This window comes from Shewanella sp. 1CM18E, assembly GCF_023161665.1.
GTDB lineage: Bacteria > Pseudomonadota > Gammaproteobacteria > Enterobacterales > Shewanellaceae > Shewanella.
The window spans coordinates 17932-41949 of the sequence record NZ_JALNTW010000007.1 but is presented as its reverse complement, the minus strand read 5'-3'; the positions used below and the strand labels follow the sequence as shown (position 1 = coordinate 41949).

The 24018-nt window shown below is 41.4% G+C and carries 22 protein-coding genes; 16 read left to right on the top strand and 6 right to left on the bottom strand.

Annotated elements, in window-relative coordinates:
* The first annotated feature begins 38 nt into the window (after nucleotides 1-38).
* Complete coding sequence (gene serC / locus MSG37_RS11075) at nucleotides 39-1130, top strand: 3-phosphoserine/phosphohydroxythreonine transaminase (RefSeq protein WP_248470732.1); 1092 nt, start codon at nucleotides 39-41, stop codon at nucleotides 1128-1130.
* 104 nt (nucleotides 1131-1234) lie between these two features.
* Here the strand turns inward: serC and MSG37_RS11070 are convergent, their stop codons facing one another.
* Nucleotides 1235-2428, bottom strand: coding sequence for an amino acid aminotransferase (locus MSG37_RS11070; RefSeq protein WP_248470731.1), 1194 nt, complete (start codon nucleotides 2426-2428; stop codon nucleotides 1235-1237).
* A gap of 436 nt (nucleotides 2429-2864) precedes the next feature.
* Between MSG37_RS11070 and aroA the strand changes: the two genes are divergently transcribed.
* The 10 genes from aroA to MSG37_RS11020 all read left to right on the top strand — a co-directional run bounded on the left by aroA (nucleotide 2865) and on the right by MSG37_RS11020 (nucleotide 13315).
* Nucleotides 2865-4151, top strand: a complete 1287-nt coding sequence (aroA, locus tag MSG37_RS11065; protein WP_248470730.1) for a 3-phosphoshikimate 1-carboxyvinyltransferase — start codon at nucleotides 2865-2867, stop codon at nucleotides 4149-4151.
* 174 nt (nucleotides 4152-4325) lie between these two features.
* Nucleotides 4326-5018 (top strand): (d)CMP kinase, encoded by a 693-nt coding sequence (gene cmk, locus MSG37_RS11060; protein WP_248470729.1) that lies wholly within the window; start codon nucleotides 4326-4328, stop codon nucleotides 5016-5018.
* A 97-nt stretch (nucleotides 5019-5115) separates the two neighbouring features.
* Nucleotides 5116-6783, top strand: a complete 1668-nt coding sequence (gene rpsA, locus MSG37_RS11055) for a 30S ribosomal protein S1 (RefSeq protein ID WP_028769030.1) — start codon at nucleotides 5116-5118, stop codon at nucleotides 6781-6783.
* A 73-nt stretch (nucleotides 6784-6856) separates the two neighbouring features.
* Nucleotides 6857-7144, top strand: a complete 288-nt coding sequence (gene ihfB, locus MSG37_RS11050; protein ID WP_248470728.1) for an integration host factor subunit beta — start codon at nucleotides 6857-6859, stop codon at nucleotides 7142-7144.
* 123 nt (nucleotides 7145-7267) lie between these two features.
* Nucleotides 7268-7600: a lipopolysaccharide assembly protein LapA domain-containing protein gene (locus MSG37_RS11045; protein ID WP_248470727.1), complete on the top strand. Its 333-nt coding sequence runs from the start codon at nucleotides 7268-7270 to the stop codon at nucleotides 7598-7600.
* Nucleotide 7601: 1 nt separating this feature from the next.
* Nucleotides 7602-8762 (top strand): lipopolysaccharide assembly protein LapB, encoded by a 1161-nt coding sequence (gene lapB / locus MSG37_RS11040; protein WP_248470726.1) that lies wholly within the window; start codon nucleotides 7602-7604, stop codon nucleotides 8760-8762.
* Nucleotides 8763-8819: 57 nt separating this feature from the next.
* On the top strand, nucleotides 8820-9515 hold the full coding sequence (pyrF, locus tag MSG37_RS11035; RefSeq protein WP_248470725.1) for an orotidine-5'-phosphate decarboxylase: 696 nt from the start codon (nucleotides 8820-8822) through the stop codon (nucleotides 9513-9515).
* A gap of 128 nt (nucleotides 9516-9643) precedes the next feature.
* The gene (locus MSG37_RS11030) at nucleotides 9644-10456 is read left to right on the top strand and encodes an SDR family oxidoreductase (RefSeq protein WP_248470724.1); all 813 of its coding nucleotides are present in this window, start codon (nucleotides 9644-9646) and stop codon (nucleotides 10454-10456) included.
* 32 nt (nucleotides 10457-10488) lie between these two features.
* Nucleotides 10489-11031 (top strand): DUF2058 domain-containing protein, encoded by a 543-nt coding sequence (locus tag MSG37_RS11025; protein WP_248470723.1) that lies wholly within the window; start codon nucleotides 10489-10491, stop codon nucleotides 11029-11031.
* 523 nt (nucleotides 11032-11554) lie between these two features.
* Entirely contained in the window at nucleotides 11555-13315 is a 1761-nt protein-coding gene (locus MSG37_RS11020) for an acyl-CoA dehydrogenase C-terminal domain-containing protein (RefSeq protein WP_248470722.1), read from the top strand.
* 126 nt (nucleotides 13316-13441) lie between these two features.
* Here the strand turns inward: MSG37_RS11020 and dacB are convergent, their stop codons facing one another.
* Together dacB and MSG37_RS11010 are read right to left on the bottom strand one after the other, a co-directional pair.
* Nucleotides 13442-14851, bottom strand: a complete 1410-nt coding sequence (gene dacB / locus MSG37_RS11015) for a D-alanyl-D-alanine carboxypeptidase/D-alanyl-D-alanine-endopeptidase (protein ID WP_248470721.1) — start codon at nucleotides 14849-14851, stop codon at nucleotides 13442-13444.
* A gap of 62 nt (nucleotides 14852-14913) precedes the next feature.
* Nucleotides 14914-15093, bottom strand: a complete 180-nt coding sequence (locus MSG37_RS11010) for a hypothetical protein (protein WP_248470720.1) — start codon at nucleotides 15091-15093, stop codon at nucleotides 14914-14916.
* Nucleotides 15094-15348: 255 nt separating this feature from the next.
* Between MSG37_RS11010 and MSG37_RS11005 the strand changes: the two genes are divergently transcribed.
* From MSG37_RS11005 to MSG37_RS10990, 4 genes are all read left to right on the top strand, one after another.
* Nucleotides 15349-15681: a DUF1904 family protein gene (locus MSG37_RS11005; RefSeq protein ID WP_248470719.1), complete on the top strand. Its 333-nt coding sequence runs from the start codon at nucleotides 15349-15351 to the stop codon at nucleotides 15679-15681.
* A gap of 11 nt (nucleotides 15682-15692) precedes the next feature.
* Nucleotides 15693-17006, top strand: coding sequence for a CDP-diacylglycerol--serine O-phosphatidyltransferase (gene pssA / locus MSG37_RS11000; RefSeq protein ID WP_248470718.1), 1314 nt, complete (start codon nucleotides 15693-15695; stop codon nucleotides 17004-17006).
* Between the two features lie 131 nt (nucleotides 17007-17137).
* Nucleotides 17138-17893, top strand: coding sequence for a tRNA-uridine aminocarboxypropyltransferase (locus MSG37_RS10995; RefSeq protein WP_248470717.1), 756 nt, complete (start codon nucleotides 17138-17140; stop codon nucleotides 17891-17893).
* A 172-nt stretch (nucleotides 17894-18065) separates the two neighbouring features.
* Nucleotides 18066-18428, top strand: a complete 363-nt coding sequence (locus MSG37_RS10990) for a hypothetical protein (RefSeq protein ID WP_248470716.1) — start codon at nucleotides 18066-18068, stop codon at nucleotides 18426-18428.
* Between the two features lie 196 nt (nucleotides 18429-18624).
* Here MSG37_RS10990 and MSG37_RS10985 read toward each other — a convergent pair whose 3' ends face one another.
* From MSG37_RS10985 to MSG37_RS10975, 3 genes are all read right to left on the bottom strand, one after another.
* Nucleotides 18625-19224 carry a response regulator gene (locus MSG37_RS10985; protein ID WP_248470715.1) on the bottom strand — a complete coding sequence of 200 codons (600 nt, stop codon included), beginning with the start codon at nucleotides 19222-19224 and terminating at the stop codon, nucleotides 18625-18627.
* Between the two features lies 1 nt (nucleotide 19225).
* Complete coding sequence (locus MSG37_RS10980) at nucleotides 19226-20998, bottom strand: PhnD/SsuA/transferrin family substrate-binding protein (RefSeq protein WP_248470714.1); 1773 nt, start codon at nucleotides 20996-20998, stop codon at nucleotides 19226-19228.
* A 276-nt stretch (nucleotides 20999-21274) separates the two neighbouring features.
* The gene (locus tag MSG37_RS10975; RefSeq protein ID WP_248470713.1) at nucleotides 21275-22462 is read right to left on the bottom strand and encodes an FAD:protein FMN transferase; all 1188 of its coding nucleotides are present in this window, start codon (nucleotides 22460-22462) and stop codon (nucleotides 21275-21277) included.
* 194 nt (nucleotides 22463-22656) lie between these two features.
* Between MSG37_RS10975 and MSG37_RS10970 the strand changes: the two genes are divergently transcribed.
* Complete coding sequence (locus MSG37_RS10970) at nucleotides 22657-24000, top strand: FMN-binding protein (RefSeq protein ID WP_248470712.1); 1344 nt, start codon at nucleotides 22657-22659, stop codon at nucleotides 23998-24000.
* Nucleotides 24001-24018 lie beyond the last annotated feature (18 nt).

Below are 24018 nucleotides of genomic sequence, written 5' to 3'. Positions count from 1 at the left end.
CCTAGTGTTTCTACTAATAACAATAGAAGGACAATAATGTGAGCGCGATTTTTAATTTCTGTGCCGGCCCTGCGATGTTGCCCCAAGCTGTAATGCAAAAGGCTCAGCAAGAATTATTAAACTGGAATGACCAAGGTGTTTCCGTGATGGAAATTAGTCATCGCAGTAAAGAGTTTATCGCGCTAACCGAGGAAGCTGAATCGAATTTACGTCAGTTGATGGAAATTCCTGACAATTATCATGTTTTGTTTATGCATGGTGGCGGTCGAGGCCAATTTTCTGCCGTTGTAAATAACTTTCTCGGTGATAATGGTAAAGCTTTGTACTTAGTTGATGGAAGTTGGTCCCAAGCTGCAGTTGAAGAAGCTGAAAAATTAGCTGGTAAGGATAACATCGACACGATTAACATCGTTGAAACCATAGCAGGTAAGCGCCAAGTTACTATTCCTGAACTGAGCCAAATCGATAAAGACTATCGCTATGTGCATTACTGTCCAAACGAGACGGTTGATGGCATTGAAATTTTTGACAACTTAAACAGCCCTTGGCCTGTTATCGCCGATATGTCTTCCAATATTTTGTCGCGTCAAATAGACGTAAGCCAATTTGGTTTAATCTACGCCGGGGCACAAAAAAACATTGGTCCTTCAGGTTTAAGTATCGTAATTGTACGTGATGATTTATTGGCTTTGCCATGTTTACCGCAATCTTCGATTATGGACTACCGTCTTGCGGTTAAAAATGACTCTATGTACAACACGCCACCAACATTCGCTTGGTATTTAGCCGCTGAAGTGTTTAGCTGGCTGAAAAGTGTTGGCGGTGTGGCAGAAATGGAACAGCGCAACATCGAGAAAGCAAAGCGCCTTTATGCATGCATTGATGAATTAGATTTTTATGTTAGCGGCGTTGCTGCTCAAAATCGAAGCCGCATGAATGTGACGTTTCAACTGACCAATTCAGAACTTGATGGCAAGTTCTTGGCAGAAGCTCAAGCCGCGGGGTTAGTGGCGTTAAAAGGCCACCGTATGGTTGGTGGTATGCGTGCAAGTATTTATAACGCTATGCCGTTAGAAGGTGTTGATGCGCTGGTTACATTTATGACCGAGTTTGCTGCTAAAAACGCCTAAGCTTTTTGAGTCTTAAAGGCTTATCGCAAAAAGAAGCTGATAAAAAAGCCGATACTTGATGTATCGGCTTTTTATTTACTCAAATAGGCTGTTTTGAAGCGTAGTTAACAAATAACTTTAGCGATAGACTCTGCTAGATAATCAACATTGCCATTGCCGATACCTGCGATACTAATTCGACTAGAGTCAACCATATACACACTATAATGCTCTTGTAGCTCTGCAACTTGTGTAGGGGTTATTCCAAGGAATGAGAACATGCCTTTTTGCTCAGCTATGAAGTCAAAATTCTGCTGAACACCTTTTTCTTTAAGTTTAGCTACTAGCATGGCACGGTTGCCGTTAATGCGTTCTCGCATCTCTTTTAGCTCCGCTAACCATTCTTGCTTTAATGTTTCTGAGCCTAAAATGGTTTCAACAATAGCGGCGCCATGGGCTGGCGGCATAGAGTAAATACAACGTACAACATATAACAATACTGAAAATGCGATATCTGCACGAGCTTCATCTTTACCAATAATGGTACAGGCGCCGATACGTTCACGATACAAACCGAAGTTTTTCGAGCATGAGCTACATAAAATCATGGTTTCTACAGCAGCAGCCATATTGCGAACGCCATAAGCGTCTTCATCTACGCCATCACCAAAACCTTGATAGGCCATGTCTATTAACGGCGTAAAACCTTGGGCAGCAGTTATGGCAATGATTTCGTCCCATTGTTCATTGGTTAAGTCCATTCCACTCGGGTTGTGACAACAAGCGTGCAGTAATACAACGTCATCTGCACTGATTGAAGCTAGCGCAGCTTTCATTTCATCAAACTTTAATGATTTACTGTCGTAATCATAATAAGGGTAGGTTTTAACGTTAATACCTGCCGCTTCAAATAACCCTGTGTGATTAGCCCAAGTTGGGTCGCTCACCCAAAGCGTTGCGTTAGGGTTACAACGTTTAATGAAATCAGCTGCGACTCTTAATGCACCTGTTCCACCAGGGGTTGATACAGTGCGTACTCTATTCGCTAGCAGTGCAGGGTGCTGAGGACTAAATGCAAGCTCAGACATTAATCTATTAAAATCAGCTGAACCAGTAGGCCCGATGTAAACTTTGGTTGACTCTGTGTCTAATCTAAATTTTTCTGCTTTCTTAACACAAGAGAGAATCGGCGTATGTCCTGACTCATCTTTATAAACGCCAACACCAAGGTCAACTTTTTGAGAATGAGGATCTTCGCGGTATTTTGTAAGCAACCCTAGGATGGGATCGGCAGGCATAGCGGTCAATTTGTTGAACATGGCTCCATTTACCTTTTTTGTATTCGGCTATAGTTTAGCCGTTTATCTTTATTGAGTTAGAGTAACGTAAAAAAGCGTATAAAGAACAGCATTGCAGAGGATATTCCTTGTGAATTTTTTTGGAAATGAATCATTCCACCTCGCTAAGCCATTAGAAATACCTTCACCAATGCATAAGGCGGAACTGGTTATTTTCGTAACTTGAGCATAATTTGTGTATTAAAGGCCTGTTTTAGTAAAAAAGTGTTGAATCCTGCGCGTCAATGAGTAATTTTATTACTACGAAGTTCAAACAAACGCGAAATGACGATCACTTTGTCGTGGTGATCTAACGTTTGACGCTCAAAGCATCAAATTAGCCAAGTCATCGAGCATGAACATCTACTGTTAACCCGCGGGCGAGTTTGACTCCTGCAGACATAATAAGAAGTACGCAATGAATCAATTACGCATAGAGCCAATAAGTAAAGTATCTGGAACCATCAATATCCCTGGTTCGAAAAGTATTTCAAATCGAGCGTTATTATTGGCAACCCTTGCAAAAGGTACCACGACACTAACCAACCTGCTGGATTCTGATGACATCCGCTACATGTTAGCGTCATTAAAGCAGCTAGGTGTAAATTATCGTTTATCAGAAAATAATACGGTATGTGAGTTAGATGGACTTGCAGGGCCACTAAATGCCCTCGAGCCGCAGACTTTATTTTTGGGTAATGCGGGTACCGCAATGCGTCCATTATGCGCGGCGCTAACGTTAGGCCAAGGCGAATTCACGTTAACAGGTGAACCGCGCATGGAAGAAAGACCAATTGGCGATTTAGTCGATGCACTGCGCCAACTAGGTGCAGAGGTCACTTACCTTAAAAATGAGGGGTTTCCTCCATTAAGTATTACTTCTACGGGTCTCAGTGGTGGTGATGTTGAAATTGCAGGAGATTTGTCTAGTCAATTTCTCACCGCTTTATTGATGGTTGCGCCACTTGCTCAAGGCGATGTGAATATAAAAATCAAAGGTGAGTTGGTTTCTAAGCCTTATATTGATATTACTTTGGCGTTAATGAACCAATTTGGTGTAAAGGTTCAAAATAACGATTATCAGTCTTTTGTCATTAAAGCAGGTCAAAGTTATGTTTCTCCGGGCAAAGTCCTTGTAGAAGGTGATGCATCATCTGCTTCTTACTTTCTTGCGGCAGGTGCCATTCAAGGCGGTGAAGTTAAAGTAACTGGCGTTGGTAAGCTTTCTATCCAAGGTGATGTGAAATTTGCCGATGTACTTGAACAAATGGGCGCCGAGATAGAGTGGGGCGATGATTACATTATTGCTCGTAAAGCCAAGTTAACCGCAGTTGATTTAGATATGAACCATATCCCCGACGCAGCAATGACCATTGCAACAGCGGCACTATTTGCAACTGGCACCACCCACATTCGTAATATCTATAACTGGCGTATTAAAGAGACTGACCGCTTAGCTGCAATGGCAACAGAACTTAGAAAAGTCGGTGCAATTGTTGATGAAGGTCATGACTACATTAGCGTTACGCCACCTGAAGTCCTCAATACTGCGGCGATTGACACCTACAATGACCACCGCATGGCGATGTGCTTCTCAATGATGGCCTTTGCAGATTGCGGTATTACGATTAATGAACCTGAGTGCACTTCTAAGACTTTCCCCGATTATTTCAATCAATTTAGTGCACTGTCGCAACCAGCCTAAATCTTTTATTCGCGTGTCATCTTCGTCAGGTTGGGTCTAACAACCTGACGAATTACTGAACCAAGTTCCCGTTTATTTGAAGTTTTTGCCGCTTTCTTGCGTTACATGGTTTATAATGCGCGCGCTCATTTTTCGGTTATATCAAGGAAGATGGAATTTCTTGTGGAGGATTTTATGTCAGAAAGGGCGCCTGTTGTCACTGTTGACGGCCCAAGCGGTGCGGGAAAAGGTACTATTAGTCAATTACTTGCTGAGCGTTTAGGCTACAAGTTATTAGACAGTGGTGCGATCTACCGTGTATTAGCCTTAGCTGCTATTCACCATAATGTAGAGCTAGATAATGAAGAATCATTAACTTTACTTGCAGCGCATTTAGATGTGCAATTTATTACAAGCAGTGAAGGCAAAGGGATTAAAGTTGTACTAGAAGGCGAAGATGTATCATTAACGATACGTAGCCAAGAATGCTCAAATGCGGCCTCTAAGGTGGCAGCATTTCCTCGTGTGAGAGAAGCCTTATTACGTCGTCAGCGTGCTTTTGCCGAAGCACCTGGTTTGATTGCTGATGGACGCGATATGGGCACGGTTGTATTTCCAACCACACCGGCAAAACTTTATTTAACCGCATCGGCGGAAGAAAGAGCCCAAAGACGCTATAATCAGTTGCAGGACAAGGGCTTCGATGTTAATATCGATCAACTTTTGTCTGAGATTAAAGAGCGTGACGACCGCGATATGAATCGTAGTGTCGCTCCTTTGGTGCCTGCCGAAGACGCTTTAGTTATCGATACGACTAATATAAATATTGAAGATGTGCTTGAAATCGCGATAGCACATATTCACAAAAAGCTCCAAGTACAGGCGTAAGCAGGTACTTAACTATTCGTTTCAAGGATGAGACGAATTATTAATCTGACTCCACGTCCAGGATGGTCCGTGGTTTATTAAAGAAAGTAACTTAAACATGACTGAATCTTTTGCTGATCTATTTGAACAATCCCTTAATGAACTTGAATTCCGTCCTGGTTCTATCGTACGTGGTGTAGTTGTAGCCATCGAAAACGGTATGGTACTAGTTGACGCAGGTCTTAAGTCTGAAAGCCCAATCCCAGCTGAACAGTTCAAGAACGCTCAAGGCGCTCTAGAAATCGCAGTTGGCGACGAAGTTGACGTAGCTCTTGACTCTGTTGAAGATGGTTTCGGTGAAACTCAACTTTCTCGTGAGAAAGCTAAGCGTCACGAAGCTTGGATCGTTCTAGAAAAAGCGTACGAAGATGCTGAAACTGTAATCGGTATCATCAATGGTAAGGTTAAAGGCGGTTTCACTGTTGAATTAAACGGTATCCGTGCATTCCTACCAGGTTCTCTAGTTGACGTTCGCCCAGTTCGCGACACAGCTCACCTAGAAAACAAAGAATTAGAATTCAAAGTTATCAAGCTTGACCAGAAGCGTAACAACGTTGTTGTTTCTCGTCGTGCAGTTATCGAATCTGAAAGCAGCGCAGAGCGTGATGCTCTTCTTGAGAACCTTCAAGAAGGTCAATCAGTTAAAGGTATCGTTAAGAACCTTACTGACTACGGTGCATTCGTTGATCTTGGTGGTGTTGACGGTCTTCTACATATCACTGATATGGCTTGGAAGCGTGTTAAGCACCCATCTGAAATCGTTAATGTTGGTGACGAAATCAACGTTAAAGTTCTTAAGTATGACCGTGAGCGTACACGCGTATCACTAGGTCTTAAGCAACTTGGCGAAGATCCATGGTTAGAAATCAGCAAGCGCTACCCAGAAAACACACGTTTAACTGGTCGCGTAACTAACCTAACTGACTACGGTTGTTTCGTTGAAATCGAAGAAGGCGTTGAAGGTCTTGTTCACGTTTCTGAAATGGATTGGACTAACAAGAACATCCACCCATCTAAGGTTGTTAACCTAGGTGATGAAGTTGAAGTTCTAGTTCTAGACATCGATGAAGAGCGTCGTCGTATTTCTCTAGGTCTTAAGCAATGTAAGACTAACCCATGGGATGACTTCGCAGAGCGTTTCAACAAGGGCGACAAGGTTTCTGGTAAGATCAAGTCAATCACTGACTTCGGTATCTTCATCGGTCTTGACGGCGGCATCGACGGTCTAGTTCACCTTTCTGACATTTCTTGGAACGGTACTGGCGAAGACGCAGTTGCTGAATACAAGAAAGGCGACGAAATCCACGCTGTAGTTCTTTCAGTAGACCCAGAGCGTGAGCGTATCAGCTTAGGCGTTAAGCAAACTGAAGACGATCCATTCAATGCATACCTTGCTGACAAGAAGAAAGGTGTTGTAGTAAATGGTGTTGTTACTGCAGTTGACGCAAAAGGTGTTACAATTGAACTAGCTGAGACTGTTGAAGGTTACCTTCGCGTTTCAGATATCTCTCGTGAGCGCATCGAAGATGCATCTACAGTTTACTCTGTAGGTGACAAAGTTGAATCTAAGTTCATGGGTGTAGATCGTAAGAACCGCACCATCAGCCTATCTATCCGTGCTAAGGATGAAGCTGAAGAGAAAGAAGCAATGGCTAGCTTGAACAAGCAAGATGACGTTGCTATGAGCAGCGCAATGGCTGAAGCGTTCAAAGCAGCTCGTAAATAATCGCCTTGAAGTTCAGGGGTGCTTGCGCCCCTAAAAGGTGACTGTGTTTGGCTTGATAAATAGAGGGTATAGGATGACTAAATCCGAGCTAATCGAAAAACTTGCCACTAGGCAGTCGCAGCTGTCTGCGAAAGAAGTGGAAGCCGCTATCAAAGAAATGTTAGAGCAAATGGCCGAGACATTAGAAACTGGAGATCGTATCGAGATCCGTGGATTTGGTAGTTTCTCACTTCATTATCGTGCACCACGCACTGGCCGTAACCCAAAGACTGGTACATCAGTTGAATTGGAAGGCAAGTACGTACCGCACTTTAAGCCAGGCAAAGAACTGCGCGAACGTGTTGACGCTGTTAACGCGTAATTTACATTGTATTAAAAGCCTCCATTAGGAGGCTTTTTTATATCTAAAACTTAGGTATAGCTAGCTAGTTCACTCATTTTCTTAGATAATCAAAGCTTACCCACGCGTTCAATGGAGCTTAACGTGAAGTCATTTATCATTGCCTTTTTTGTCGCTGCATTTTTTATTTTGGCACTCATATTCGGAGCCCGAAATGAGCAGGTAGTTACGATTAGCTACTTTGTTGCTCAAGGGGAGTTCAGACTTCCAGTGGTATTAGCGACTGTTTTTCTAGGTGGTTTCTTAGTGAGCTGGATATTCGCTATGTACCATATTGCAGGATTAAAATTGGCATTACGCCGTACCAAAAAGAGATTGGCATTAACAGAAGCTAAGCTTGATGAGACTGCGGTTACTGACGAACCATCTAAAGCCTTAATGACTAAGCAAAGTAACGAAAAAGAAGTAGACGCTTAATATGTTAGAGATCCTCTTTCTGCTTCTTCCAATAGCAGCCGGTTATGGTTGGTATATGGGCCGCAGAAGTGTCAGGCAAAAACAAACTAATCAACGTAAACAGTTGAGCCGTGATTATTTCACAGGGCTTAACTTTCTACTATCTAACGAATCCGATAAAGCCGTCGATCTTTTTATCTCTATGTTAGATGTCGATGATGATACGATTGACACCCATCTTTCCTTAGGATCGTTATTTCGCAAACGTGGCGAAGTTGACCGCTCAATCCGTATCCATCAAAACCTTATTGCTAGACCAAGCCTAACCACTGAGCAAAGAGATATTGCCATGATGGAGTTGGGTAAAGACTATCTGGCAGCTGGTTTTTACGATCGCGCGGAAGAAATATTTATCAATTTAGTCAGCCAAGAAGATCACAGCGAAGAGGCTGAAACTCAGCTTATTGCGATTTATCAGGTTACTAAAGACTGGCAAAAAGCCATCGATATTATTAAAAAACTTAAGCGTAAACGCCAAAGCGAACTCAAACATGAGACGGCGCATTTTTATTGTGAATTGGCTAATGAAACCGAAGACGTTTCGCTTAAATTAAAACACCTACAAGCGGCGATCAAACAAGATAACCAGTGCGGGCGTGCGTTACTCACGCTTGCAGAGCAATATCTCAAGCAAGAAGATTTTAAATCTTGTAAACAAACAATAGAAAAACTATTAGCTACAGATGTCGACTTGTTTACCGATATTTTAGCGACTGCAAAACAAGCGTATTTGCTGTCTAACGATTGTATTGGTTATCAAGAATTACTGCGTCAAGCTATTGAAAAAGGTGCAGGTGCTAGCGTCACTATTACGCTTGCCCAACATATGATTGATCAAGGCGATATCAAAGATGCTGAAAAACTAATAATGGAAGGCCTTATTAGGCACCCAACCATGAAGAGCTTCCAGCATTTAATGAAAATGCATCTGCTACAAGCTGAAGAAGGGCAAGCGAAAAAAAGCTTAACCATGCTTGAGCAATTAGTAGAGCAACAAATTAAATACAGACCTGGTTACCGCTGTCGAGAGTGCGGTTTCCCATCACACAGGCTGTATTGGCATTGCCCCTCCTGCAAGCAGTGGGGCAGCATAAAAAGAATTAGAGGTTTAGACGGAGAATAACCGTAAACCGCTATATTAAAAAACCTTATATTACCCCGCAAAGCGATTGGAGAAACAATGACTGACAAGCCTATTTTAGTTGCCCTAGACTATGATAATAAAAATGATGCTTTGCAGCTTATCGATCAATTAGATCCGAACATGTGTCGTCTTAAAGTCGGCAAAGAGATGTTTACCTTATTTGGACCGCAGCTCGTAACAGACATTCATAGCCGCGGATTTGAATTATTTCTAGATTTAAAGTTTCATGATATCCCTAACACAGTCGCTAAAGCCGTAGCTGCTGCAGCTGAATTGGGTGTATGGATGACTAACATTCATGCCACTGGTGGTTTAGCTATGATGGAAGCCGCTAAACGCGCACTGGAGCCATATGGTGATAAAGCGCCACTGTTGATTGCTGTAACAGTGTTAACGTCAATGAGCGATGATGAGCTAAAGCTATTAGGGATCAACGTACCAGCTTCTGAGCATGTTTTACGTTTAGCAGCATTAACTAAACAGGCTGGTCTTGATGGTGTGGTTTGTTCTGCACATGAGTCAAGCTTGCTAAAAGCTCAGTTTGGTCAAGATTTTAAGTTAATTACCCCAGGCATTCGCCCTGTTGGTAGCGATAATGGCGATCAACATCGCGTGATGACGCCACCTCAAGCGCTAGCGGCAGGCTCTGACTATCTAGTTATCGGTCGTCCTATCACTAAAGCTGCCGATCCATTAAAAGCACTTCAAGCAATTCACCAAACGATTGCTTAATACATTTTTGCCAAGTAGGTTAGAGCTAAACAAATTTTAAAGATTGTTAGTTCAAGATTGTTAGTTTACGACTGGCTGTTTTAGATGTCAGTCTTAATCAGCTCTAACCTATAAGGATAATTGTTACTATGTTTAGCTATCAAGGAAAGAATGTTGTTGTAGTCGGTGGTACCAGTGGGATTAACTTAGGTATTGCAAAGCGTTTCTCCCAAGCGGGTGCCAACGTTGCCGTCGCCAGCCGTAGTGAAGATAAAGTCAACGCCGCAGTAGCAGAGCTTCAACTAGCTAACTCGAGTGGAAACCACTTTGGTGTTTGTTTTGATGTAAGAGACTTAGATGCATTAAAACAAGGTTTTTTAAGCATTAAAAACACCTTTGCCCACATAGATGTTTTAGTCAGTGGCGCTGCAGGTAATTTCCCATCATCAGCTGAAAACCTTTCTGAAAATGGCTTTAAGTCAGTAATGGATATCGACTTACTTGGTAGCTTTCAGGTGCTAAAGCAGGCTTATCCATTGATTAAAGAGCGCGGCGGAGCAATCATTCAAATTTCAGCTCCTCAAGCTTACGTCCCCATGCCAATGCAGGTTCATGTTTGTGCAGCAAAAGCAGGTGTGGATATGCTCACAAAGACCTTAGCAATTGAGTGGGGCAGAATAGGGATCCGGATCAACTCAATAGTGCCAGGACCTATTGCAGGTACTGAGGGTTTTGATAGACTTGCGCCTAGTGCAGAATTACAAGCTCGTGTCGCTGAAAGTGTACCGTTAAAACGTAATGGCGACTGCGATGATATCGCCAATGCCGCGCTATTTTTAGCATCTGATATGGCATCTTACATTACCGGTACAGTCTTACCGGTTGACGGTGGTTGGTCACTTGGCGGCGCTGGTGCAGCAATGGCTGAAATAGGCCAATTAGCAACGCAGCGAAAAAGCTAAAGTAGATAAATTGGAAAATTAGAGAATTAAGTATGGCAAACCCATTTCAAGAGCAGCTGTTAAAAGCAGGCTTAGTCAGTAAACAGAAAGTAAAAGACACTAAAACGCAAAAGCGTCGTGATAGAAAAGCTAAAGTTGATGATGGCTCTGAAGCGTTAAAGCAAGAAATTGCCGCTAAGAAGCAAGCACAGATTGATAAAGACAAACAGCTAAATGAACAGCGTTTTGCAGAAGCATCTGAAAAAGGCTTAGTACGGGGTCTTGTTACTGAGTTTAAAAAGTTTGCAATTACTGCACCCAAAGACGCAGAAATTAAGTTCAACTTTACCTTCGAGAATAAGATCTATTCGATTTATGTCGACGATAAAATGCAAAGTGAGCTGCTTAATGGTCATTTAGGTATTGTCCGTCATGAAGAGCAAAGCTATTTAGTACCACACAAGCTAGCTGAGCGTATAAACCTACTTGTGCCAGCCTGGATTGGATACCTTTGGACTCAAGAAGATAATACTCAGGTCGTTGAGGAAGATGATCCGTACGCTGATTACGTCATTCCTGATGATCTAATGTGGTAAATATCTAGCCACTTTAAAATTGCAAGCCGCACTGACATGTTCAGTGCGGCTTTTTTATTTTTAGCCCTAAAGCACCTTCTTCAGCAAATGGATCTTTTACTTGTGTAGAAACGATCGCGATATGAAGTTAATAATGGTTATACGCTTATAAAGCTATTCAACGCAGAAGTAGCTTAAACCTAGTTTAATATGCACTTGACCCGCTGCAAACTTGTTCCAGAGATACATAAGCCATTTCCTCCATCCTTTAGGTCAGATGTGGTGAATGTTCTTAAAGCACCACTATACGGATTAGGAGGCAGAGTAACGCAAGATCCGTTACCGAGGAGCACTTCATGAACTTGCCTGAGAACCGCTAAACTCTCGCTGAGTGACCAAATGTTTATACTCATTGGTATAAGGCGCGTTCTAGGGCGCGACTTAAGTAAATAGTGTTAAAAGTTTTGCTCTATAGGGGGTGTCTTTTGAAGTAACTTCTGATAAATTGAAACAACTGTTTTAATCTATTGTTTAAGAGTCCTGTATGAACCCGTATAACGCCCCGTTAGCTGAGATGCGCTTTCTACTTGAAAAAGTATTTGACGCCCCTAAAACATGGTCTGAAATGCCTGCAATGGCAGAATCGGTAGATATAGATACTGCAGCGGCTATTTTAGATGAAGCAGATAAAATATGCCGTGAGCTGATCCATCCTATAAACCGCAATGGTGATGAGCAAGGTGTTCGTCTCGAAGCTGATACTGTGATCACACCTGACGGTTATAAAGAGGTATACAACCAGTATGCTGAAGGTGGCTGGGTTGGCTTGTGTGGCGATCCTGATCTTGGTGGTATGGGTATGCCTAAAATGCTAGGCGTACTCGTTGATGAGATGGCATATAGTGCATGTAATGCTTTTACTTTATATGGCTCATTAACCGCTGGCGCTGCGTTAGCAATTCACGCCCACGGTACTGAAGAGATAAAGCAGCAATACTTGCCAATGCTTTATAGCGGTGAATGGTCTGGTGCGATGGATATGACTGAGCCACAAGCAGGTTCAGACTTACGTAACATTCGTACTAAAGCTGTGCCTAACGACAATGGCAGCTACAACATTACTGGCAGTAAAATCTTTATTACTGGTGGCGATCACGATCTCACTGAAAACGTTATTCACTTAGTGCTGGCTAAATTGCCCAATACCAGTGGCATTTCACTATTCTTAGTCCCTAAGATTAAGGTAAATGACGATAACAGCTTAGGCGAAGCAAATGGTGTTACTGTTGGCTCAATTGAACACAAAATGGGTCTGAAAGGTTCAGCTACATGCGTAATGAACTTCGATGAGGCTGAGGGTTACCTGATAGGCAAACCAAATCGCGGTTTAGTGTGTATGTTTACTATGATGAACTACGAGCGCTTAGCGATTGGTATACAAGGCTTAGGCACGTCACAAGCCGCTTATCAAATGGCTGCTGATTATGCTAAAGAGCGTATACAAGGCGTGGCAGCAGGTGGCTCGCCAACCGGTGCTACAAGCGATCCTATCCTGGTTCACGGCGATGTGAGAAGAATGCTGTTAACTATTCGAACCTTAACTGAAGCGGGTCGCGCGCTGTCTGTGTATACAGGACAACAACTTGATTTAGCCAAATACGCTGATGATGCAGATGTGAAAGCTAAAGCGGCGCGCTATGTGGGTTTATTAACACCCGTGTCAAAAGCATTTTTAAGTGATCGCGGCTTAGACGCCGCTATTATGGCGCAGCAGGTATTTGGCGGTCACGGTTATATTCGAGAAACCGGGATTGAACAGTTAGTTCGTGATACTCGTATTGCGCAAATATATGAAGGCACTAACGGTATTCAAGCCATTGACTTCTTAGGCCGTAAGGTTACCGGAGACAATCTGACTGCACTGCACGAATTAGTTGCTGAGCAAGTTACAAATATTAATCGCTATAGCAAGGTTGATGATGCAGATAAAGCTAAGGTTTTGGCTTTATTAGAGCAGTTGCTAGAAGTTGCAAGCGATGTTAATGATAATAAGCTGAAGCAACCTGCGTTGATAAACGCATGTGCGGTTGATTATCTTGATGCCTTTGGTTACACACTTTATGGTTGTTTCTGGTTGGCAATGGCTGATGCGGCTCAAGACCATGACGATCCTATGTTTGCACTGCAAAAAGCTCAGCTTAACCGTTTTTATATGGATAAGTTACTTGCTAAAGCTGAGTATCATTTATCTCAAGTAAGCAAAGGTGACAGCTCTATTATGCAAATGGATGCAAACTTATTCTAAGATTAGAATTTGCAAGAGGCTTAAAGTCTTAGCTCACTATGCATCTGCACAAACGAAAAACGCCACATTAAGTGGCGTTTTTTATGTCGGATAAATAGCGAATGGCTAACCTGAGTTTTAGTGACATTAATTAACGATAGCTTGCAAAAGTAGTACGCTAAATGGTGCTACCTCATTTTGTTTCACTGCTGGGCTATGGCCGTTTTCTAAGATCACAAACGGACGGTAGTCAGCATCCTTGTCCTTAATAAAGCCTGCTAGATTAACTGCACCAAGCATAGAGCCTGTTTTTGCAAAAATATGGCCTTTAAGTGGCGCTGAACGATATCCTTTACGGTATTGCAGCGTACCAGTTTCACCTGCAATAGGCAGTAGCTCGATAAGGTGATTAAATCGCTTTTCAGATTCAATAAGCTGTAATACCTGGTAAAGCTGATTTGCGCTTAACAGGTTATAGCGTGACAAACCGGAACCATCAACAATATTGGCAGACTCGAGATCTATACCAAGCTCAGTTAATATGGATATCATCGCTTTACTGCCGTTAGTAAATGATCCTGCAACGCCATACTTCACTTGGCCCATCCGTTTTAACAGGCTATCTGCTATCAGATTATCTGAATGCAATAACATACTACCCACTAGACTATTGAGCGGTTTAGATTGGTGCTCGCCTATTAGTAGGGTATTGGCAGGCCTTTTGTTTGTCAGCAACACCTCACCCTTAATCGAGATCTGGTTGAGTTCAAGCAGCTCGCTAATGATGTTTTGCGCGTAAAGCGCAGGATCTGAAATAGCAATAGCCAGTTTAAGCGGCTTTTTGCTTGGGAAGCAGCCTGATAGGCTAAATTGATTATCATCGCTTCTATTAAGCGCTAACTCGCAAAACTCTTTAGTAGCGGTTTTGTCAAAAACAGCCGTACTAGTAATGGTAACCGGTTGACTCTTGTCGTAAGACAGCTTACCTAAATCATCTGCCAGTCTTGGCTCTAGTTTGGCCTTAATACAATTATTATTAATGACGTAACGTGAAACTGGCGCCGCGTAGCAAATCCCTAAGTCATCCCAAACCCAACCTGGTGCTTTTACTGCTTCTTGTTGATTACCAACGAGATAAACATTGCCATCGATATGATCTAAACCTTGGCTTTTAAGTTGTTTTAAAAGTCGATTTAAATCACGAGATGACAGTGTCGGGTCGCCATCAAAGCGGATAAACAGATCACCTTCAATTCGATTGTTGGCAATACTCACGTAGGAGTCTATTTGGGTTTTGAACGTGTAGTTTTCACCTAAAGCTTGTGTCGCAGCTACCGCGGTTAAAAGCTTCATTGTACTTGCAGGAGTAAACAGTTGCTGATCATTTACTCGAAAAGTGCCGTCTAGTTCAGTGCTTAGGATAACGGCGGTTTGAGAGGTTTTAGGTGCTATCGCCGCCATCATATTGGTTAAATATTCATTAGCCGATATTGATGGAGCAAGACAAACTGCGAGTAGGGCGGAAAAAATACGTGGAGTGATTGAGCGTATTCCCAAAAGTTCGTCCTTGTTTATATTTATGTTATCTAGAGTAGGGCGTAATAATCGTTGCACAAACCTTAGTCGCGATTATCGCTAGGCTCGTCTTTTTCCATTAGTCTGTATAGGCGTAAAGTGACAAAAAATACTAAACCAAAAAATAGTGGCACAACAAAAATGCCAAGCTGAGTTTTAAAGTGAAAAATAGCCCAAGCACTCAATAAGACAGCGGCAAGAGTCAGGAGTATTTTGAAATTCATGAATGTCTCACACTCGTAAAAATAAACTCTTATATTAGCAAACAACAGCGCGGTGATCTTTGCAAGTTAGGGTAAACAATTAGCGCTAGATCACAAAATTTACCGGTGTTATTTGCCTTAGTATATGGACAAATAACTGCCTAACAGCGCAAGAACCCAGCTAAAACTAGCGCTAGAGAGCGATATTGATAGAAAAACCTTGCCCAAAGGCGCTTAAATCGGTAATTTCTATGCCCTTATCTAGGAGGATCTTTAATGCCACATATAAGAGTCAGCGGATTACCGGAGTTAGTAGTCGCGAAACTCAGTGAGAGTTTACTCGAGGCATTAGCTGACGTTTGTCAGGCAAAACCAGACTCTTTTATACTCGACTGGATCAGCACTAGCCAATATCGTCACGGTGTCAAAATCGACGATATTGCACAAGTCGAAGTATTATGGTTTCCCAAAGATCCTGAAACACACCATCGTGCCGAAAAGGTTATTCGTGAAGCTGTATTAAAAGCTTATCCGAATGCTAAACAAGTCATTATTATGTTTAGGCAGTTAGCACCGAGCACATATTATAAAGATGGTCAGCACTATTAAGGAGAGAAGCCTTGCTGAATAAGCTAGGTGGCATACCGCTACAACCAGACTCGCTTTCATGGCTGTTAACGCCAAAAGCGTTAAAAACTGAATTGTTATCTCGAATCACAAATGCGACGCACTCGATTTATATCGCAGCACTTTATTTAGAAGATGATGAAGCGGGCAGAGAGATCTTAGCGGCGTTAATGGATGCTAAACAACGCAATCCAGAGCTTGATATTAAAGTGCTTGTTGATTTCCACCGTGCTCGCCGAGGCCTAATCGGTCACAAAGGTGATAGCGGTAACTACTTCATGTATCGCAAGGTCAATGAAGAAGCTGAGTACCCAATTGATATTTTAGGTGTTCCTGTAAAGTCTCGTGAGTTTATGGGCGTGTTACACCTTAAAGGCTTTATCATTGATGATGCAGTGATTTATAGCGGCGCTAGCATCAATAATATCTACTTACACCAAGCGGATAGATACCGTTTCGACCGTTACCATGTACTTGAGTCTGCTGAACTTGCACGTAGTATGCGCGAGATGATCCAAAAGTATTTGGCTCATGATGTAGCGGTGAGTTCGTTAACTCAGCCAAAAGAATCGGAACACTTACCGTCAAAAGCGGAAGTGAGCAGCCTTAAGCATAGATTGTCTAAAGCTGAATACACATACAGCCAAACCAAGATTGGCAATCGTGTGACACCGCTCGTAGGTCTTGGCCGTAAAAAGAACAAGTTAAATAAGGTTATCGTTTCTTTAGTTGAAGGGTCTGAAGACGCGCTGTTTATTTGTACGCCTTATTTTAACCCGCCATATATTTTAGTTCGGGCATTGGCTAAACATCTTCGTAAAGGCAAGAAAATAGATATAGTAGTGGGCGATAAGACCTCCAATGATTTCTATATTCCGCCAGAAGAAGAGTTTTCCACCATTGGTGCTTTGCCATATATGTATGAGCAATCATTGCGTAAGTTTGCTAAACGTCAACAATGGGCGATTGAAAACGGACAATTGAATATTCATTTATGGAAAGATGGCCGTAACAGTTTCCACCTCAAAGGTATAAGCGCTGACGGTAAAAAGCACTTAATTACTGGTAGTAACTTAAACCCTAGAGCTTGGGCGCTTGATCTAGAAAATGGTTTATTATTGCAAGATGAGAGCGAGTGCTGGAAGAAGCCATTTGAAGATGAACAAGAACATATTCTTGAGCACACAGAGCGCTTGTTCCATTACAGCCAAATAGAAACATTACACAATTATCCAGCTCCGGTTCGTAAATTGATGAAACGGATTAAACGTTTAAAAGCAGACTTTTTGCTTCGCCGGATCTTGTAGCTTTAATGTTTACAATTTAAAGCCTGCCCTCGTGCAGGCTTTTTGCTTTACAAACACTAACGATAGCCGGGCAAATTTAATTTGCTATAGGTTAATGTTTTACTTAAGCATTAAAATTTAGGTTCCCAAAGATGTTGCCAAAACATGCAGTACATAACTTGTATGAATACAGAAAAGCGATTTCCTCTAGGCCTTTTACGGCAAGAGGTAAAAACGTCATTCGTTGTCAATCTTGCTTATTAGCAGAACACCTTTGTACCTGCAGTAAGCGTAAGCAAGTTAATAGTGAACTGGCGTTTTTATTGGTGATGTATGACGATGAAGTGTTAAAGCCAAGCAACAGCGGCAGACTTATTGCTGATCTAGTGCCTGATACCCATGCTTTTATTTGGTCAAGAAACGATCCAAACCGAAAGATGCTGTCAATTATTAACGATCCACAGTATCAGCCTTTTGTGATTTTTCCGGCTGAATATGCTGTTGATGGCCAAGCGGTATTTAACAAGGTTTCAAAAGATGATTGTCTTGGTGGAAAAAAGCCGCTTTTTATTATCTTAGATGGCAGTTGGCGTGAAGCCATTAAAATGTTTAGAAAAAGCGAATATCTACACCATTTGCCGTTGTTTTCCTTTTCACCTGAAACCACCGCTTCTTATGCATTAAGAAAAGGTGCACGTGATTTTCAACTTGGTACAGCAGAGGTTGCAGCACTTGCCTTGAGCGCTGCAGGAGAGCCACACAACGGTGCAGCGCTTGAAGCATGGTTTGCCTTGTTTGTTGAATCTTCATTGAAAGGCCGGAGCCGTAATGTGCGAGAAGCTGGCGCAATAGAGCAATTAACCTCTGTGTATAATGATGCAATGCTAAAGGCGCTGAAAAACGACTAGTCGCCCTTAAAAACCAAATAAAATGTATATGAGGGAGCCATCCTTCTTTATACAAAGCTAAGTTATTGGTTCACCTAGGAGGCACGATAACATTATCAATTAGTGTAACAAGTTGAGTTCGCTCGAATTTACGCTATTATGGTTGTTAATTAGGCGAATAAAAGGATGTTTAATGCCGTCAATGACTGCGAAAATGCTCAACGAATGGATGCAAGGCAAAATATTTGTAAGCCTTAACATGCGGTTGGCTGAACCAAATCACGCAAAGCCGAGTTTTTATCGCTTAATTTTGCCTACATTGACTATGTCGTTTGCACTTATCGCCGGCATTTATAGCTGGCTGCAAGCATCGACCTCAGAACACCAAGATACGCATATAGCCCAATTAAGCCATGAGGTGCAGCCCATTAACCTAAGTGATGCTACTTACGCGAAGAGTCGTTATAAAGCGGGTTTAGTATGCAAGGATAAAGGTTGGGAGTTTTGTGCTTCCTGGGCCAACTTAGTTCGTAGCCCAGGCAGTCGTATTGCTTAATTTAACGTATGTGCTTATTTAAATTGGTCGGTTTGATTTACTGTTTTTGAATTTAGTTCTCAAATTCGCCCTTTAAAACTAAGCTACTAAATCTAAGCGACTAAATCTAAGTTATTAAAACTAAAGCACTAAATCTCGGCCTCAAATGTATTTTTTATACACAAATCGATTGCATTATTAAAGTAGGCACTGCTTTTTATTCGACATTTTTACCCATTAAAAAGGCAAGTTCAGCTACGTTGCTGACCTGCATCTTTTGCATCACTTTTTGACGGTGTAACTCTAATGTTCTTTGGGCAATATTCAGCTCTGCAGCAATCACTTTATTAAGCTTGCCTTCAAGTACTTTCTCCATCACCTCAAGTTCTCTGGCTGTTAGCGTAGCCAATTTGCAACTGAGGAGATCTCGCTCGGTTTTGCGCTGTACATTAAGTTTGGTTTGCAAGTTTGCTTGTTCAAGTAAATTGACTAGTTTGTCACCATCAACCGGCTTTTCTAAAAAATCTAACGCACCTTTTTGAATCGCTTGTACTGCCATGGCGATATTGCCGTGACCGCTTAACATGATCACTGCGATAGGGCTTTGTGACTTAGTCAAATGACTGAGTAGAGCGCTACCGTCCATACCTGGCATTTGCACATCAAGTATTGCAATACCTTCGCTATGAATATCAACCTGCTTTAAAAAATTATCGGCAGATAAAAAACCTTGAGGTTGATAGCCGAGGCCGTTTAACATCCAAGTTAAAGAATCTAGCACTGCTTGATCGTCATCAACAAGATACAGTTGGGTCAATTTAAGACTCCTTGATCGGTAAAGAAATAGAGATGGTTAACCCTGTAACCTGCTGGTGTTCATCTAGGTTGTTTACTGCGTAGATTTCACCATCATGCTCTTCAATAATCCGTTTACAAATTATCATGCCGAGACCTAAGCCATTCTCTTTTGAGGTTTCAAACGGAAAAAAGAGCCTTTCTAACGCGGTTTCACTTAAACCAGTACCATGGTCTTCAAAAGCGATAGTGACCTTGTGAGGATGCTTTATCAGACTTATTGCAAGATAAGGTTGTTCTGCGTCAGCCATAGCATCTAATGCATTACGGATGATATTGACAAATACTTGCTGTAACAGGCTAGGGTCGGCAATTAAATCCACCGGCTCACTGACAAGCTTGGGCGTCAAATGCATTCTAAGAAACTCGGGTGCCATCAAACTAAGTGTTTCTTCTAACACTAGGTTTAAGTTGCACTCAGTCATAACACTAGGTTGCTGACAAAAATGCCTAAAGCGCTTTATCGTTGACTGGGCTCTATCTACTTGTTGTATTGCCTTGTTCATCGCTTCTTTAAGCTCTGTTTGCTCGTCAGATAAACGGTAAATGCATCCTTGAGTGAGATAGCGGATCCCAGCTAAAGGCTGATTTAACTCGTGAGCAATGCCTGAAGCCATTTCCCCGGTTAACAAAACACGTTGAGCTTTATAAAACTGCTTGGTTTGCTCAAGTAATGCTTTTTGGGTTTGTGTATGTTGAGTGATTTCTTGCTGTAGATCGCGAGTACGAATAACCACCATTCTTTTCACGCGTAGGTGGTGGACGTAGCCGAAAAACAGCAAAATTGAAATGACGATTGCCCAAGGCATGGCGCTTCTGAATATAGAGGTCCAATTGGTCACAAAAGGCCACTGTTGTAATTGCTTTAACAGTGTAAATACATGGCTATCATTTACGGTAGCAGACCAGGCTTCATAACGGCCAATTACCGCAGCTTGGTCGCTAGGTTTTATATTTAACAGTGACTTAATAACCTCAGTGGCTAGGCGGTGGTCGGTTTTGCCTAACTTAGAAAATGAATAATAGGGGTATAATTCACTAGAAGTTTGGCAGTGAAAACTCGTAGTCGGTTTAGTGAGTACTACCTTGAGGCTATTAGCTGGAATATATCCACTGCTTAGTGCTTGCTCTAATACACATGTTGGTAAAATCGCCATATCAGCTTTGCCACTAATAACCAGTTGTAATAATTTTTGTTGTGGAAAACCGACAAATTCAAGACTCTTAAAATCTTTAAATGGGTTGAGCTGATTGTGCGCCATTTCACCGGCCATGATTTGAAAGCCACCAAAAGCTTGTTTGTCAGTAGAAACTGCGGTTAATGATTTTAGATCGGTAAAACTGTTTACTTGCTCATCAACGCGTGTGATAAGCGCAGAGCCAACCGAGCGTGTTGGCTCGTTATTTCCTTGCGGGACTAATGTCAGCAAACTCGTGGTGCCAAAATCCTTTTTATAGCTTACACCTGTCAAAGCATTGGTGATTAAAAAATCGAGTTTTCCTTCAGCGACGCTAGAGTCTAATTCGCTTGGCGTTAATGCAACTAACTCAAATGGTCTATTAAGATCTTTTTCTATTCTAGCAACTGTAGGAAGCCAGCGCTGAGTTACGCTGTCTGTATGGGTAAAAGCCAATACGCCCACTCGAATAGGATCGCTCTGAGCTAAGGCGTAGCTATTGAATGCAAATAACGAAAGGCATGCGATAGCGATAGATTTAGGATAAGTTTTTATCATTTGTGGCTTTATCGAGAAAATACCTGTGTATTATGACTTCATTATAGAAGTTTGTAGAAATAAACAGCGTGCTAAGTGAAGCGAGTCACAAAATTGAAAGTGTTGCGGAAAACCGCTACAGGATAAATATTTAATGTTAATTATAATCTTACAGCAGATTTTATATTTCTTATTACTTGCTGTTAATCGTGATAGATATAATTTTGTTTTATATTTCACGGCTGATTTGTATTAATCAGCCGTGGTGGAAAGTTAAATATAAAAATAATAAGGCATTTACAGTTCAAGTTTATATTTATTGAAGTTATTACTAATGACTTTGTCACCATCATCATTCAAATACCAAATAGCTTCAACTTCATCATGTTCGTTAACATATTTAACGGCGCTTTCGAGTGGCATTAAAAATAGCATTGTAGAAATAATATCTGCATAAATATGGTTGCTATTCATTACAACCGTTGTTGCAACACCAGTTGCTTTCGGAAAAAGCGTTTTTGGATTGATTATATGGTGATATTCTTTTCCTTGTACTCGATAATAGCGTAAGTAATTACCACTAGAGACCAAGCTTATATCTCGTCCTGTCACTACTTCATGGTATTGGCCATTAAAATCTAAACATTGGCTTAAAGAGTTATTAAACTTCTTGCAGATTGGATCTTCGATAGCTGTTGTAAAATTTCGGCCTTCAGGGTGTACTCCAAAATGGCGAATATTGCCGCCAGCGTTGATCATAAAGTTGTTAATACCATCAGCTTTTAGCTGACGATATACCATTTCAGCCATCCAGCCTTTAGCCACACCGCCTAAATCGATACTCATTCCTGCTTGCATTTGTATGGTGTTGTTAACTGTATCTAACTTTATATTATCTATATTTATTAAATGCTTGACTGAGCTTAATTCAGTTTTAGTTGGAATTTCGCACTTATCATCTAGCTTGCGTTGCCCCTTGCACTGAGCTCGATAACTACGCCAAATATCAATAACAGGGGAAAGTGCGATATTAAAATAACCATCAGACTTGGCATGCCAATCTATACTTGCTTCAATTAGCTCGGTTAACTTAGGGTCGATATGATGTAATTTTTCTGGCGCATTATTAATCGACTTTATATTTGTAACATGAGGGTAAGTACTATAATTAGATGCTAAGTAGTGATATTCCTGAATAACATTTAAGCTATTGCAAAATACCTTATCAAGGTTATCAATATTATTGTCATAGATATCAATCGTAATCGATGTACCAAAGTACTTCAGCGTTGTTAAATTAGATACACCATTCTTAGTGCTAACTATAGCATTGCTGTTACATTGGTACGGCTGCCCATTGGTATCGACTTTGATAACTTCAAAGTCTGGTGCTACAGGTAAATCTTTATTTTCTAAAGCCTGAGCGTTGTAGATAAACCCACAAGACAAACTAGATACTAAAATGAATATGGAGGTAAGCTTCATAATAAAAGTTAACAATGACATTATGGGTTAGATGAATAACATAATTATCTAAAATTATAATCTGCGGTATTAATAATTGTTAACCAAGTCAAAAAACTGCAACTTAGATATGCCAGTTGCGGATTTCCGCAATTGTGGAGAAATTTAATCCTTATATTCTGGCCTTAATGAAATAACCCATTAAGGCTGACAAAATGAAAAGCTTAAAAACATTCAATAAATCCATAATTAGTGGCGCTGTACTTTTTGCCACCATGACTCTGGCTGGTTGTTCAACAACAATGGAGCAGGGCAAGTATGCTGATGGTACTCACGATGTGTCAGCTAAGGGCAAGAAAGGCCTGATCACCTTAACCGTTGAAGTTGAAAATGGTCATATCGTAGATATAAAAACCAAATCTCATAACGAAACAGAATCACTGTATTTAAACGCAGAGCGTTTATTGTCTCAGGTCGTTGCAAAAAATGGCCATGAGGGAATTGATGCGGTATCTGGCGCAACCTATTCTTCAAACGGTATTTTAGAAGCTATTAACTCTTTACCAAGAGCAAATGGTAGTCAACCAGAATACGTTGCGGTTGGTGCTAAAGAAGAAAGTGCTGACGATAACTTTAAACTTAAGTGGTCTATTCAACCGGATCTAGGCTTAATCAAAGGCGACTACTACTACGAAGAAGCGCGCTTCCGCCAAGGCCACATGGGCAGTGTCGCAATAGTTACTGAACTTAACAATGCTAAAAACGTGATTTTTGCTGAGTTTAACGAAAGCGGTCGTCCAAATTATTACACGCGTTTATACCAAAACGTGCCTAAGCGTATGTCTGAATACAATTTTTCAATGGGTAAGAAAAAGGGAACGGCCTGGGTTCAGTCAGCGTTAACCATGGAAAAGTTAATGGTTGAGCAGGACAAGTTAACTTTTGACCTAAATCCAGAATACGACGCTAAGTTAGGCAACAAGCTTAAAGAGCCAAATCGCCTTAAGTATTTAGGTATTGATGTTGTGGCTGGTGCATCAAACAGCATTCAACAATCGATGGTTCCATTAACTGCAAAGATCCATGCAAAAATTAATGGAGAAGGTAGCAATCAAAGATTCTATCAACAAGCTGAAAAGTTAATGGATGCTAAAGGCAAGTGGACCGGTGTAACCGCGATGCTACGTATTGTTGTTGATACCGACACTAAGCAAATCACCAAAGCGCATTATGATGAAATCTTCGCTGATGAAAAGGCTCAAATTAAAGATGCATCACAAAAGAAATTCTATCGTCAATCAAAGTACGAATCTATTAATTATGTAGAGCCAGCTCGTATCGGTTTTAACGTGATGATCGATGGGCTAAATGCGCACCTTCAACAAGGTGGCTCACTTTTCATGATTGATGATCTACCTGCAACTGGCGACACTGGCAGTTACGCCGCAACAGGTTTTACAAAACGCTCAAACTCTTGGGATAACTACCTAAATTTAGCTGAGGTTTTGTATAAAGAAATGCGCCAGGACGGCATGATCCTAGAACATAAAAAACAATAAATAGCCCTAATGCACGAC